Source organism: Tessaracoccus bendigoensis DSM 12906, assembly GCF_900141915.1.
GTDB lineage: Bacteria > Actinomycetota > Actinomycetes > Propionibacteriales > Propionibacteriaceae > Arachnia > Arachnia bendigoensis.
The window spans coordinates 1-13,492 of the sequence record NZ_FQZG01000005.1 but is presented as its reverse complement, the minus strand read 5'-3'; the positions used below and the strand labels follow the sequence as shown (position 1 = coordinate 13,492).

Annotated in this window: 13 protein-coding genes and 1 tRNA gene; 13 read left to right on the top strand and 1 reads right to left on the bottom strand. The window is 65.1% G+C overall.

All coding sequences use genetic code 11. The features are described from left to right. The first annotated feature begins 10 nt into the window (after positions 1-10). From ftsW to pyk, 11 genes are all read left to right on the top strand, one after another. Positions 11-1,240, top strand: a complete 1,230-nt coding sequence (gene ftsW, locus BUC15_RS01180) for a putative lipid II flippase FtsW (RefSeq protein WP_084189259.1) — start codon at positions 11-13, stop codon at positions 1,238-1,240. Positions 1,241-1,242: 2 nt separating this feature from the next. Then, on the top strand, positions 1,243-2,352 hold the full coding sequence (murG, locus tag BUC15_RS01175) for an undecaprenyldiphospho-muramoylpentapeptide beta-N-acetylglucosaminyltransferase (RefSeq protein WP_073185657.1): 1,110 nt from the start codon (positions 1,243-1,245) through the stop codon (positions 2,350-2,352). After that, complete coding sequence (murC, locus tag BUC15_RS01170) at positions 2,333-3,778, top strand: UDP-N-acetylmuramate--L-alanine ligase (protein WP_073185655.1); 1,446 nt, start codon at positions 2,333-2,335, stop codon at positions 3,776-3,778. Before murG ends, murC begins: the two co-directional genes overlap by 20 nt. After that, positions 3,775-4,503, top strand: a complete 729-nt coding sequence (locus BUC15_RS01165; protein ID WP_073185653.1) for a cell division protein FtsQ/DivIB — start codon at positions 3,775-3,777, stop codon at positions 4,501-4,503. The genes murC and BUC15_RS01165 overlap by 4 nt, the downstream gene beginning before the upstream one ends. A 160-nt stretch (positions 4,504-4,663) precedes the next feature. Beyond that, positions 4,664-5,803, top strand: a complete 1,140-nt coding sequence (ftsZ, locus tag BUC15_RS01160) for a cell division protein FtsZ (RefSeq protein WP_073185651.1) — start codon at positions 4,664-4,666, stop codon at positions 5,801-5,803. Positions 5,804-5,901: 98 nt separating this feature from the next. After that, positions 5,902-6,354 carry a cell division protein SepF gene (locus tag BUC15_RS01155; protein WP_425443322.1) on the top strand — a complete coding sequence of 151 codons (453 nt, stop codon included), beginning with the start codon at positions 5,902-5,904 and terminating at the stop codon, positions 6,352-6,354. Between the two features lie 107 nt (positions 6,355-6,461). After that, the gene (locus BUC15_RS01150; RefSeq protein ID WP_073185647.1) at positions 6,462-7,415 is read left to right on the top strand and encodes a DivIVA domain-containing protein; all 954 of its coding nucleotides are present in this window, start codon (positions 6,462-6,464) and stop codon (positions 7,413-7,415) included. A 402-nt stretch (positions 7,416-7,817) separates the two neighbouring features. Further along, a complete protein-coding gene (locus BUC15_RS21045; RefSeq protein WP_342741704.1) occupies positions 7,818-7,973 on the top strand; it encodes a TraR/DksA family transcriptional regulator in 156 nt (51 codons plus the stop codon). Next, positions 7,946-8,464: a signal peptidase II gene (gene lspA / locus BUC15_RS01140; protein WP_073185645.1), complete on the top strand. Its 519-nt coding sequence runs from the start codon at positions 7,946-7,948 to the stop codon at positions 8,462-8,464. The genes BUC15_RS21045 and lspA overlap by 28 nt, the downstream gene beginning before the upstream one ends. Further along, complete coding sequence (locus BUC15_RS01135) at positions 8,461-9,375, top strand: RluA family pseudouridine synthase (RefSeq protein ID WP_073185633.1); 915 nt, start codon at positions 8,461-8,463, stop codon at positions 9,373-9,375. Before lspA ends, BUC15_RS01135 begins: the two co-directional genes overlap by 4 nt. Before the next feature lie 46 nt (positions 9,376-9,421). Then, a complete protein-coding gene (gene pyk, locus BUC15_RS01130; RefSeq protein ID WP_073185817.1) occupies positions 9,422-10,849 on the top strand; it encodes a pyruvate kinase in 1,428 nt (475 codons plus the stop codon). A 46-nt stretch (positions 10,850-10,895) separates the two neighbouring features. Here pyk and BUC15_RS01125 read toward each other — a convergent pair. Then, a tRNA-Leu gene (locus BUC15_RS01125) sits at positions 10,896-10,978 on the bottom strand. A gap of 131 nt (positions 10,979-11,109) precedes the next feature. Here BUC15_RS01125 and BUC15_RS01120 point away from each other — a divergent pair. Together BUC15_RS01120 and BUC15_RS01115 are read left to right on the top strand one after the other, a co-directional pair. Beyond that, entirely contained in the window at positions 11,110-11,688 is a 579-nt protein-coding gene (locus tag BUC15_RS01120) for an ANTAR domain-containing response regulator (RefSeq protein ID WP_084189258.1), read from the top strand. 331 nt (positions 11,689-12,019) lie between these two features. After that, the gene (locus BUC15_RS01115; RefSeq protein WP_217652067.1) at positions 12,020-13,408 is read left to right on the top strand and encodes an IS110 family RNA-guided transposase; all 1,389 of its coding nucleotides are present in this window, start codon (positions 12,020-12,022) and stop codon (positions 13,406-13,408) included. Positions 13,409-13,492: the final 84 nt, after the last annotated feature.

The window sequence follows — 13,492 nt, the reverse complement described above, 5'->3', positions numbered from 1 at the left end:
GGCATCGCACATGGCGACCGACACGGCTTCCCCGGCACGGGGGACCATCCGGTCCCAGTGGCGGACTCTCGCCGATTCGCCCATGACCCCGTACTGGGCGATCGTCTTCAGCGTCGCTGTGCTCGTCAGTCTGGGGTCGATGATGGTGCTGTCGGCCTCGTCCGTGCTCGCGCTGGACAGGGGCGTCGACCCCTACTTCTACGTCATCCGGCAGTTGAGGTTCCTCGCGGTCGGGACGATCTGTGCCATCATCGTCAGCCGTCTGAAGCCGGACGTGCTGCGGCGATTGGGTTGGCTCGCCTGGGGTGCCACGGTCCTCCTCCTCCTCCTGGTGGTGCTGATCGGCGAGAGCGTCGACGGAAACCAGAACTGGGTCTCGATCGCCGGGATACAGTTCCAACCGTCGGAGTTCGCGAAGCTGGCGCTCATCCTGTGGAGCGGCGCGGTGCTCCACAGCAAGCGCGGCAGGCTGGATGAACCCTTGAGGGTCCTGCTGCCCGTAGTCCTGCTTGGCGGGGTGATCATCCTGCTGGTGCTGGCCGGTCGGGACCTCGGAACCGGCATCATCCTCGGCCTGATCATGGTGCTCATCTTGTGGTTCGTCGGCACCCCGCTGCGGATCATGGCGCCCATCGGGGCACTGATCGCGGGCGGTGCAGCGCTGCTGGTCTACGGCTCGGGCAACCGGATGAGCAGGATCGCCATCTTCCTCGACCCGCAGTCCAACACGGACCTCTCGTCGCAGCCCATGTCGGCGCTCTATGCCCTGGCCAGCGGCGGATGGTGGGGGCTGGGGCTCGGGGCGAGTCGGCAGAAGTACGGCGGTCTGAAGACGGGCGCACACACCGACTACATCTTCGCGGTGATCGGTGAGGAACTCGGATTGTTCGGCGTGTTGCTGGTGATCGCGTTGTTCGCGATGCTCGGGTGGGCGGGGCTGGCCGTCGCGATGCGCTCGGACAAGCTATTCAACAAGATCGTGGCGGCGGGGATCACGGGCTGGTTCCTCACGCAGGCCGTGATCAACATCTTTGTCGTGATGCACCTTCTGCCGGTGCTGGGTGTGCCGTTGCCGTTCATTTCCTACGGCGGTTCCGCGTTGCTGGCCACGTTGATGGGCACCGGGGTACTGTTGGCGCTCGCACGTGATACGCCTGCTGCACGGGCGCATCTGGCTGCCAGGAGGAGCCGGCGGCGGCCACGGATGACCAGCGTCATGGCAGCCACCAGGGAGGACTGAAGATGACCAGCGTCGTACTCGCCGGCGGAGGCACCGCCGGGCACACCTCGCCACTGATCGCCACCGCTCAGGCCATCGCGCAGCGTGGGTCGGCCGAGTTGGTCTGCATCGGCACGGCCAAAGGGCTCGAGACGAGGGTGATCCCCGAGGCCGGGCTGAAGCTCGAACTGATCGACCCGGTCCCGCTACCGCGCACCCTGAATCTCGATCTACTGAAGCTTCCCTTCACCCTTACCCGGTCGGTTCGGCAGGCCCGGGCGGTGTTGAAGCGGGCGCAGGCAGACGTCCTGGTCGGGTTCGGTGGCTATGTATCGATCCCGGCCTACCTGGCTGCCAGGACCATGCGGGTGCCCGTCGTGGTGCATGAGGCGAACAAGCTGCCCGGTATCGCCAACAAGGTCGGCGCGAGGTTCGCCAGCTACGTCGGCACGACCTTTCCTGAGACGGTCATGCGTGGCGGGGCACTCATCGGAATGCCGATGCGTCGCGCCATCACCCATCCCGAGATGTCGCCGGACGAGGCCCGCCGCCAATTGGGCCTCGACCCCGACCGCCCGACACTGTTGGTCAGCGGTGGGTCCCAGGGCGCGGTCAGCATCAACAGGGCGGTCGAGCAGGCCCGCCCGGGCATCCTGGCCGCAGGGGTCCAGATCCTGCACGTTCTCGGACCCAAGAACTTCACAGACGCCGATGTGGTCATCGCGCATGCCGACGGGGCACGGTACGTGCCGGTCGCATTCGTCTCAGACATGGCGGTGGCCTACACCGCAGCCGATCTGATGCTCGGCAGGGCCGGCGCGGGCACGGTGATGGAGACCGCCGTCAGCGGGCTTCCGGTGATCTTCGTGCCTCTGCCCTGGGGCAACGGGGAACAGGGCAGGAACGCCGCCGAGTTGATCGCCGCCGACGCCGGATGGCTCGTCGAGGATGGCGATCTGGACGGCGATAAACTGGCCGAACTGGTGCGCGACGCGCTCGGGGATCCCGCGCGGTTGGTCCGGATGTCGGCCACTGCGCGGGGGATGTACCCCTCGGACGCCGCGGATGTGCTTGCGGACGCGGTTCTCGCGGCCGCTCAGAAAGGGAAGATGAATGCTCCTCGAACCGATTGAGGTAGTCCCCGCCGATCAGGTCGGCCCCATCCACTTCATCGCGGCAGGCGGTTCCGGGATGAGCGGGGTCGCCCGCCTGTATGCCGAGCTCGGGGTGGCGACGTCCGGCTCCGACCAGTCCGATTCCCGCGCGCTGCAGGGCCTGGCCCGATCCGGCGTCCGCACCTTCGTCGGTCACTCGGCCGAGCAGATCGGAGATGCCAGAACCGTCGTGATCTCTTCGGCGATCAGGGAGAACAACGTCGAGTTGGTGGAGGCCCGTCGTCGTGGGCTGCGGGTTTGGCACCGCTCCGCCGCGCTCGCTGCGCTGATGCTCGGCAAACGGGGCATCGCAGTGGCGGGCACACACGGCAAGACCACCACGACCGCAATGACCGCCGTGATGCTGAGCGAGGCCGGAGAAGATCCGTCCTACGTGATCGGTGGGCCGTTGTCGACCACCGGTGTCTCGTCGTCGATCGGCTCCGGGGATGCGTTCGTGGTGGAGGCCGACGAGTCGGATGCGTCGTTTCTGCAGTACCCGACCGAGATCGCGGTAATCACCAATATCGAGGCCGACCACCTCGTCAACTGGGGTACCCCATCGGCTTACGCCGCCGGGTTCCACAGTTTCGCGACCCTGCCGCACGTGCGCCATGTCGTGATCAACGTCGACGACCACGGCTCGCGGGCATTGGCCGAGGAACTGATCGCTGACGGGCAGGACGTCGTCACCTATGGCGAGGCCGAGGATGCAGACGTGCGTTTCACCGATGTCCTGGCACACGGCGGCGGGGTCGAGGCGACCCTGACCTTCAGGGACGAATCGGGCCCGATCATCCTGCAGGTGCCGGGCAACCACAACCTGGCCAACGCATGCGCCGCGTACGCGGTGGGTCGGCTGCTCGGTCTGACCCATGCCAGGGCCGTTGAGGCACTCGGCCGCTTTGAGGGCACGCTGCGTCGTTTTCAGCTGATCACCGACACTGCGGGCATCCGTGTCTACGACGACTACGCACACCACCCGACGGAGATCCGGGCGGCGCTGACCGCGGCCAGGCGGGCGACGGCGGCAGGCAACGAGGCGACAGGGCTGCCCGGCCGACTGATCGCCTGCTTCCAGCCGCACCTGTACACCCGCACCGTCGACTTCGCCGACGAGTTCGGTGAGGTGATGACGTTGGCCGATGTCGCCGTCATCAACGATGTGTGCGGGGCCCGCGAGGATCCGATTCCCGGCGTGACCGGCGAGCTGGTGGTCGACGCGGCGAAGAGGCACGGCGCCCGCGAGGTGGTCTACGTCAAGGAGAAGTACGACCTGCCAGCGGCACTCAACGACATGGCCCGCCCTGGCGACCTGATCATCACACTCGGCTGCGGTGATGTCACGATCGTCGGACCGCTGCTGGCTAAGCTCCTGAAGGAGCGCCCGGACGCCGCCAGGTGAGCCAGCCTCTGCCCCCGGGGGCGTTCGCCCGGGCACTGAAAGACAAGCGCGAGAGGCAGCGCCGACGACGACTGTGGACCGCAGGTATCGCCAGTGGCCTGGTGCTCACCATCGGGGTGCTGATCTACCTGTTCTGGTTCTCGCCCGTGTTCGCCACCCGGGAGGTGCAGGTCACGGGTGCGAAACTCCTGACGGCGGACGAGGTGCGCACCGCGGCCGACGTCGAACTCGGCGTTCCTGTGCTGCGACAGGACGGGGACGCGATCGCGGAGCGGGTGCGGACGCTCCCTGAGGTGCGCGACGTCAGCGTCGTGACGGCGCTGCCCGGTTCGGTGATCGTCAACGTCGAGGAGCGAACCCTGCTCTACCAGTTGGTGGGGAGCGGGTCCGTGCAGTGGGTCGACGCCGAGGGTGTGGTGTTCGGATCCTCGCCGCAAGCGAGCGACGGCGTCATCCAGGTTTCGTCAAGCGATCCGAACGACCGCCTACGCGCCGACATCGCCACCGTGGTCACGCACCTACCAGACGCTGTGAGAGGCGACGTCGTCGAGTTCACCGCGCCGTCGGTGGACCGGATCTCGTTCAAGCTGACGGACGGTCGACAGGTGATCTGGGGCAGTGCCGAGGAATCGGAGCTGAAGTCGGAGGTGTTGGCGGCTCTGCTGTCGGTCGAGGCCAGCGTCTACGACGTCTCTGCTCCGAGAAGCCCGATAACCAAGAAGTGAGTCCGGGCACCACGGATGCACCCCAATTCGGCGCCGAGACACCCCAGCAAGGCTAAACGGCGAACCCTCCATAAACCCTGAAGTGCAGCTTTAGGTCAATCCGGCCCGAAACACGCGGCCGGTTGGACTAGGGCTTGAAAGCTCACATAACCTTGCGGCCATGGCTAGCGCATCACAGAACTACCTCGCGGTAATCAAGGTCGTCGGAGTCGGCGGCGGCGGCGTCAACGCGGTCAACCGCATGATTGAAGCCGGGCTCCGCGGCGTCGAGTTCATCGCCGTCAACACGGATGCGCAGGCGCTCCTCATGAGCGACGCCGACGTCAAGCTCGACATCGGCCGTGAACTGACCCGCGGTCTCGGCGCCGGGGCGGACCCGTCGAAGGGCCGTCAGGCCGCAGAGGACCATTCCGACGAGATCGAAGAGGCACTCAAGGGCGCCGACATGGTGTTCGTCACCGCGGGTGAGGGCGGTGGCACGGGCACCGGCGGCGCACCTGTCGTCGCAAAGATCGCCCGTTCGCTCGGCGCGTTGACGATCGGTGTCGTCACCCGCCCGTTCTCCTTCGAGGGGCGTCGCCGCTCCACTCAGGCCGAATCTGGCATCGAGTCGTTGAGGGAAGAGGTTGACACCCTCATCGTCATCCCCAACGACAAGCTCCTCCAGATGACCGACCATCAGGTCGCCATCCTCGAGGCGTTCAAGCAGGCTGACCAGGTGCTGATGCAGGGTGTCTCGGGCATCACCGACCTGATCACCACCCCCGGTCTCATCAACCTCGACTTCGCAGACGTCAAGTCCATCATGAGTCAGGCCGGCTCCGCCCTCATGGGCATCGGTTCGGCGCGAGGCGAGGACCGCGCGCGCGCCGCCGCGGAGATGGCCATCTCCTCCCCGCTGCTTGAGGCCAGCATCGACGGCGCCCACGGGGTTCTCCTTTCGATTGCCGGTGGCTCCGACCTGGGCCTCTTCGAGGTCTCGGCAGCCGCTGAACTGATCGAGGAGGCGGCGCACGACGAGGCCAACATCATCTTCGGCACCGTGATCGACGACGCGCTCGGAGACGAGGTCCGCGTGACGGTGATCGCGGCCGGGTTCGACGGCGGTCAGCCGCAGAAGCGGCAGCTGCGTCCGGCGGAGTCCCGCCCGCTGGCGCAGCCCAGGCAGGCGATGAACTCCTCAGTGCCTCAGGCCAGCCCGATGCCGACCCTGCGCCCCGCCCCTGCGCCTGCACCGGCGCCCCGGCCTGCTCCCCGGTTCGACGACGACGACCTGGATGTTCCCGACTTCATGAAGTGATGCGGCGCGTCGCATTTTCCTAAGTCGGTCGGGCGGGTTAACCTTCCACTGATACCAATTAAGGAGGCATCGTGGGCGTTCGCAAGCTTGCTGCGTGGATGGGGCTCGTCGAGGACGGTCGCTACGACAACGAATCGTTCGACGCTGACAGCGAACTCACCAGCGATGTCTACGTCGATGAGGAGCCTGTCCGCGAGGCTCCTCCGGTGGCGCAGCTTCCCGCCCGCCGACCTCCTCAGATCGTCCCTGTCGCTGAGAAGGAGGTTGCCGACTTGAGCCGCATCGTCTCTGTGCGTCCCCGCTCGTACAACGAAGCGAGGGTCATCGGTGAGAACTTCCGCGACGGGATCCCCGTCATCATGAACCTGTCGGATATGGAAGACGGTGAGGACAAGCGCCTCGTCGACTTCGCGGCCGGGCTGATCTTCGGGATGCGGGGCAATATCGAACGGGTCAGTTCGAAGGTGTTCCTGCTTTGTCCAGAGCACCTGGTGGTCGGCCCGGAGGACAAGGAACGCATCGCGACCGGCGGGTTCTTCAACCAGAGCTGAGTCGCCTGCGCGCCTTGGGGTGGGTGCTTTTTCTGGCGTACTCCGGGGCGGCTAGGCTATCCATGACCACCGGTCACCCACTCAGTAACAGTTAACTTGGAGCAAACATGAGCTTGACCCTCGATGAGGTCCGTCAGATCCGCTTCCGTATGACGCGTCGCGGCGAGTCCGGTTACCAGGTCGGAGACGTCGATTCCTTCATCGACAAGGTGGAGTTGACCTTCGACGAGTTCGATAAGGAACGCGAGCGGCTGCACCGTGAGCTCGACTCGGCATCGGGCACGGCCGTGCAGCCGGAGGGCACCGACGACCAGGAGTTGCGCAGCACCGTAGAAGGCAAAGACCGTGAGATTGAACAGCTCAAGGCCGAGATCGAGCGGCTGAGCGGCGTCATCGGATCGTCCGGCAATGCTTCGGCGGCGCAGGAAGCCGCCGAGGGTCGTATCCGTGAGCTTTCCGCCGAGAACGATTCGCTGCGCAACCAGCTTGAGCAGGTCCGCACCGAGTTCGACCGGGTTCGCACCGAGCACGTTACCTCCGGGGCGGCCTCAGGAACCGAGCACCTGGTCGTCACCGCCAGCGCGGAGGCGGCCCCGGCCGTCACAAGGTTGCTTCAGATGGCGACCGATCAGGCGACAACGCTTGTCGACGAGGCACAGACCGAGGCAGAGCGCAAGATCTACGAAGCCGAAGAGCGCGCCACCGAGATCAAGACGGATGCCCGCACCAAGGCCGACCGTGTCGAGTCCGAGGCGAGGATCAACGCGGAACAGGCCACTCGCGAGGCAGACGAGCGGGCCGCTGCGCTCGACGCGGAAACCGCGGAACGTCGACGTGATCTGTTCGCCGACCTGGAGCGCGAGCAGAGCGAACTCACCGACAAGGTGGATGCGCTGCGCGACTTCGAGAGCTCCTACCGCCAAAACCTCACCGGCTCACTTCAGCGTCTCCTCGGCTCGCTCAATGAGGACCGCCCAGAACCGCTCGGCGTGCCCGAGTTGGCGCAGAAGCGCTCCGAAACCCCTCGACTTGATGCGCTGGCGAACGCGGATCAGTCGTAGCCGAGGCGGAAATCCATTGGAGAGTCGGCGCTTCGGCGCCGACTTTTCTCTTGTCCCAGATCTGGTCTTGCATTGGCCCGTTTCTGGTGTAGCCTTCGGCGAACAGTCCGGACCCGAGAAAGAAACAAGTCATGTCGACGCCCAAGAATGCCGACCAGCCTACGGTCGTCCTCCCTGTCCTCGATGGGGAGGATCCGTGGACCGACGAGGAGGTTGCCGAACAGCGCGCCGACCTCCAAGATGAACTCTCGCGCGTCGAGCGCCGGATCGCCGTCACCGAGGCGGAGTTGGAGTCCCTTCTGAAGGGGGGGCACCGACGGCGCAGGCCGCGATCCCGCAGACGTCGGGTCGAGCAACTTCGAGCGCGACCAGGAAGTCTCCCTCGCCGCGAACGTGCGCGAGATGGCCGAACAGCTCAGGCTCGCCATCACCCGCTTCGACGAGGGCGGCTACGGCCTTTGTGAGGTCTGCGGCCAGCCGATCGGCAAGGGCCGCCTCCAGGTGTTCCCACGGGCCACTTTGTGCGTCTCGTGCAAGCAACGAGAGGAACGACGCTGAGTTTCCGACACCGCGGTGTCGGCCTGATCGCCTGCGGTATCGCAATCCTGGGCATCGGCCTCGACCAACTGGTCAAGTGGGCCTCCGTCGCATACCTGACCCCGGGCCAGCCCGTCGAGGTTCTCGGCCCGCTCCTCAAGCTCAACCTGATCCGGAACCCCGGCGCCGCGTTCGGGATGGGGGCCAACGCGACTGTCGTCTTCTCCAGTTTCGCGATCATCGCGCTGCTCGCATGCCTCGGTTATGCGTTGCCCCGCATTACGCGGCTTTGGCATTCGATCGCCCTCGGCCTGCTGATGGCCGGAATTACTGGCAATTTGATCGACCGGATCCTCCAGCCGCCCGCTCCGCTGCACGGTCACGTCGTGGACATGTTCCAACTGCCCAACTTCGCTATCTTCAACGTGGCCGACATGTGCATCACGTTCGCGGCCGTGATCATCGTGATCATGAGCTTCGTGGGCGACAGGCGACCGGAGGGGCAGAGTTGAGCCTCTTCATCGTGCCCGACGCCCTGGCAGGGGAACGGGTCGACGTGGCAGCGGCCCGCGTGTCGGGTTACAGCCGGTCAAGGGTGGAGTCGCTGATCGACTCGGGTTCGCTCTTCCTTGGCGGCGTCGTCGTGGTGAAGGGGTCGCAGCGCGTCACTGGTGGCGAGCTCCTCGAACTGGTCGAGGAGTCGGCCCCTGAGCGTGTCGAGCCCAAACTGGCCGACGGCGTCGGCATCGTCTTCGAGGACGCGGACATCGTCGTGGTCGACAAACCGGTCGGAGTAGCGGCCCATCCGAGCCTCGGGTGGGATGGCCCGTCCATAACCGAGCATCTCGCGGCGGCGGGGGTGGCGGTGTCGACTTCGGGGGCCGCCGAGCGGCAGGGGATCGTCAGCCGACTTGACGTCGGCACGAGCGGGCTGATGGTTGTCGCCAAGTCAGAGGCCGCCTACTCGGTGCTCAAACAGGCCTTCCGCGACCGCGTGGTGGAAAAGACCTACCACGCGCTCGTCCAAGGCCACCCCGACCCGTTCGTCGGCACCATCGAGGCGCCGATCGGGCGACACCCCAGCGCGGATTGGAAGATGGCCATCGTCGACGGTGGCAGACACTCTGTGACGCACTACGAGACGCTCGAGGCGCACCGGGCCGCGACGCTGCTGGAGGTCCACCTCGAAACCGGTCGCACGCACCAGATCCGGGTGCACATGGCTGCGATCGGTCATCCCTGCGTCGGTGATCCGCTCTACGGCGCCGACCCCGGGCTTTCGGCCGAACTGGGGCTGGTGCGGCAGTGGCTGCACGCGGTCGGGCTGGGGTTCACGCACCCTACCCGCGGGGAGTTCGTCCACTTCGAATCTCCCTACCCGGCAGATCTCGCGCACGCGCTCGGGATGGTCAGGGCCGGGTAACCCGACCTCTATGGGGTAGGCGCGCGCGTTCGGGTAGGCTATGGCCGTGCGTAGAGCAAAGATCGTTTGTACACTCGGCCCGTCGGCCGAGACAGTTGACCGCCTCGTCGAACTCGTGAACGCCGGCATGAATGTCGCGCGACTCAACATGAGCCACGGCGACTACAACGAGCATGGCACCCGCCTCAGGAATGTGCGTGCCGCCTCGGAACTCACCGGCAAGACCATCGGCGTGTTCGCCGACCTACAGGGTCCGAAGATCCGTCTCGGCAGGTTCGCCGACGATGCCAAGATCCACCTCGAGCGTGGCGACCGGTTCACCATCACGGTCGACGACATCATGGGGGACCAGGAGCGTTGCTCCACCACCTACAAGGGCCTGCCGGGCGACGTGAATGTCGGCGACCAGATCCTCATCGACGACGGCAAAGTCGGGATGCGTGCGCTTGAGGTGACCGAGACCGATGTCGTGTGTGAGGTCACCGTCCCCGGCCCGGTGTCGAACAACAAGGGCATCAACCTGCCCGGTGTCGCTGTCTCGGTGCCCGCCCTGTCCGACAAGGACGAGCGTGACCTGCGCTGGGCGCTCGGCCAGGACGTCGACATGATCGCCCTTTCGTTCGTGCGTTCCGGCGACGACATCAAGCGGGTCCACGAGATCATGGATGAGGTTGGCCGTCGCCTACCTGTCATCGCGAAGCTTGAGAAGCCGCAGGCCATCGCTAACCTGCAGGAAATCATCGATGCGTTCGACGCGTTCATGGTCGCCCGTGGCGACCTGGGTGTCGAGCTGCCCCTCGAAGAGGTGCCGCTGGTCCAGAAGCGCATCATCCGCGCCGCCCGCAAGTGGGCGAAGCCGGTCATTGTCGCGACTCAGATGCTTGAGTCGATGATCACGAACCCGCGCCCCACGCGCGCCGAAGCCTCCGACGTGGCAAACGCCATCCTCGACGGCGCCGATGCGGTGATGCTGTCGGGCGAGACCTCCGTCGGAGATTTCCCGGTCGAGACCGTAGCCACCATGGCGCGCATCGTCGAGAAGACCGAGCGCGAGGGCCACGCCGAGATCCACATCATCGACTGGGACCCGCACACCACCGGTGGCATCCTCGCCAAGGCGGCAACCGAGGTCGCCGAGCGGGTCGGTGCGCGCTACCTGGTGGCGTTCACCAAGTCCGGTGACACGGGTCGTCGGCTCGCACGTCTGCGGTCCCCGATCCCCATGCTGGTGTTCTCTCCCGAGAAGTCGACCAGGCAGACGCTCACCGTCACGTGGGGCGTCGACACGCAGATCACGCCGGAGTTCACCCAGCAGGAGGACATGGTCGAAGCCGTCGACCGCGAGCTCCGTGACAAGGGCATGATCGAGGTCGGAGAGCGCATCGTCATCGTGTCCGGCTCCCCGATGGGCGTGCCTGGCAAGACCAACAACCTGCGCGTGCACAAGGTCAAGGACACCCTCGAGGATCAGTGACCTGAATCAGGAAGGCCGGGGCCCATTGGGTCCCGGCCTTCTTTCGTGCCCGAGAGGGGAGTCGAACCCCTAAGGCCTTTCGGCCAGACGGGTTTGAGCCGTCCGCGTATACCATTCCGCCACCCGGGCAGGGCAGGGATCATTCTAGCCATAAAACCGGGTTGCGCGCTCAGTGGGCAAACTCGCCTGTGAACGGTAGTATTCACGGGGGTTGACCAGCGAAGCTCGCCTCCCGGGGCGAGGGAAAGGTGCCAAATAACATGAACAAGAAACCAACCGTGCTCGTTGCCGAGGATGAGGCGCTGATCCGCCTCGACCTGGTCGAGTTGTTGACAGAAGAGGGATATGACGTGGTCGGCGAGGCCTCGGACGGCGAAGAGGCTGTCAAGCTCGCCAGGGAACTCGTCCCCGATCTGGTCATCCTGGATGTCAAGATGCCCAAGATGGACGGCATCAGCGCCGCCGAGATCATCGCGGAGGAGCGCATCGCACCTATCGTGATGCTCACCGCTTTCAGCCAGCGCGATCTGGTCGAGCGGGCCCGTGACGCGGGGGCGATGGCCTACGTCGTCAAGCCGTTCGGCGCGTCCGACGTGGTGCCCGCGATCGAGATCGCAATGGGACGTTTCCAGGAGATCACCGCGATCGAGGATGAGCTGGCCAATCTTGAAGACCGGTTCGAGAGCCGCAAGATCATCGACCAGGCAAAGGGCATCCTCCAGACCGACCTCGGCCTGACCGAGCCGGAGGCGTTCCGCTGGATTCAGAAGACTGCGATGGACATGCGCAAGTCGATGCGCGACGTCGCCGAGGGCGTCATCTCCCACAAGAAGAAGTAGTCGGCCCGCCCGACCCGGGGGCTTCCCCGTTCGGGTGGAGCGCTCGGGTTGAGTTGGCGTTGAGCACTAGTCCGGGTTCGATGCCCGAATTGGCCATTTGGAGCGCTCCTGGCCCATCGAACCCCGGATAGTCCATCTTTCCACTTCCGTGGACGCCGCGCGGGCGTGAAAATGGGGCTGGGTGCCCGTGACGCCGGTGACACACTTTGGGACTGGAACCCGTCGGATAGTCTGGCGTTGGGCCTTGACCCTTCGGGTCGCGCACTGTTGCTACGAGCACGCCGGTTAGAGTTCAGCTTTTTACCTGACTTGGCCCCCTGGGCACCCGTTGTTGAGTGATTCGCTGCTGTTCAACGGAAGGGAGGGTGCGGCGATGATGGAGCCTGAGGAGTTCTCGGATGAGGATCATGAGCAGATCCTGGAGCGGGTGGCTGCTGTCGATGTTGGTAAGGCTTCGGGGATGGTGTGCCTACGGGTACCTGACCCGGTCAAACAGAAACGATCCAATCGCGTGTGGGAGGTGCCTGCCACGACCAACGCGGTGATCGAGATGTGTGACCGGTTGGTCCAGGAGCAGGTCATGAAGGTCACTTTGGAGGCCACCAGCGATTACTGGCGGATCTGGTTCTATCTGCTGGAGGCTGCCGGGTTGGATGTGCAGCTGGTCAGGGCCCATGACGTCAAACAGGCTCCTGGGCGTCCGAAGACCGACAAGTTGGACGCGGTGTGGTTAGCGAAGCTGACCGAGCGGGGAATGCTGAGGCCCTCGTTCGTGCCTCCTACTGAGATTCGGGTGCTGCGGGACTACTCCCGGATGCGGGTCGATCTGACCCATGAACGCACCCGCCACTATGCCCGGTTGGAGAAGTTGCTCGAGGATGCTCTGATCAAGGTATCGGCCGTGGCCAGTTCGATGGACACGCTCTCGGTACGCGACATGATTGAAGCGTTGATCGCTGGCGAGCGGGACCCGAAGGTGCTGGCTGGTTTGGCCAGGGGCCGGATGAAGGTCAAGCATGCTGAACTGGTCGAAGCTCTCACCGGCCGGTTCGATACCCATCATGGTGAACTTGCCCGGATCCTGCTCAACCAGATCGATTCCCTGACCCGTCAGATCGACCAGATCACCGGCCGGCTGACCGAGTTGATCGATCAGATCCCGGCAGCGCAGGGAACCGATCGAGATGGCGTCACCGGCCCGGGCATCGGCACCGGACCCGATGCCGTGGTCTCGCCTGCTGTTGAGCGTCTCAGCAAGATCCCTGGTATCGCCACTCGTAGCGCCCAGACCATCATCGCTGAGATCGGCCTCGACATGAGCCGGTTCCCCACTCCAGCCCATCTGGTGTCCTGGGCGAAACTGTCGCCTCGTACCATCCAATCCGGAGCGAAACGAACCAACGGTCGCACCGGCAAAGGTAACCCGTACCTCAAAGGGGTCCTCGGTGAAGCAGCCAGCTCGGCAGGTAGAACCCACACCTTCTACGGCCAACGGTACCGCCGTATTGTGAAACGCCGCGGCAAACTCAAAGCCCTGGTAGCGGTCGCCCGTTCGATCCTGGTCTCTATCTGGCACCTCCTGGCCAACCCCGAAACCCCGTACCAAGAACTCGGAGCAGACCACTACGCCACCCGCGTGGACGGTAACCGAAAGGTCCGAAACCACGTCAGAGACCTCCAAGCACTCGGCTACCAAGTCTCCCTACAACCCATGGCCTGACCCCTAACAACCCTCACACCCCGGAACCCACCCCCGGGGCGCAAGACCCTGCCCACCCCCAAGTCATTTTCCGGTTAGTGCTCA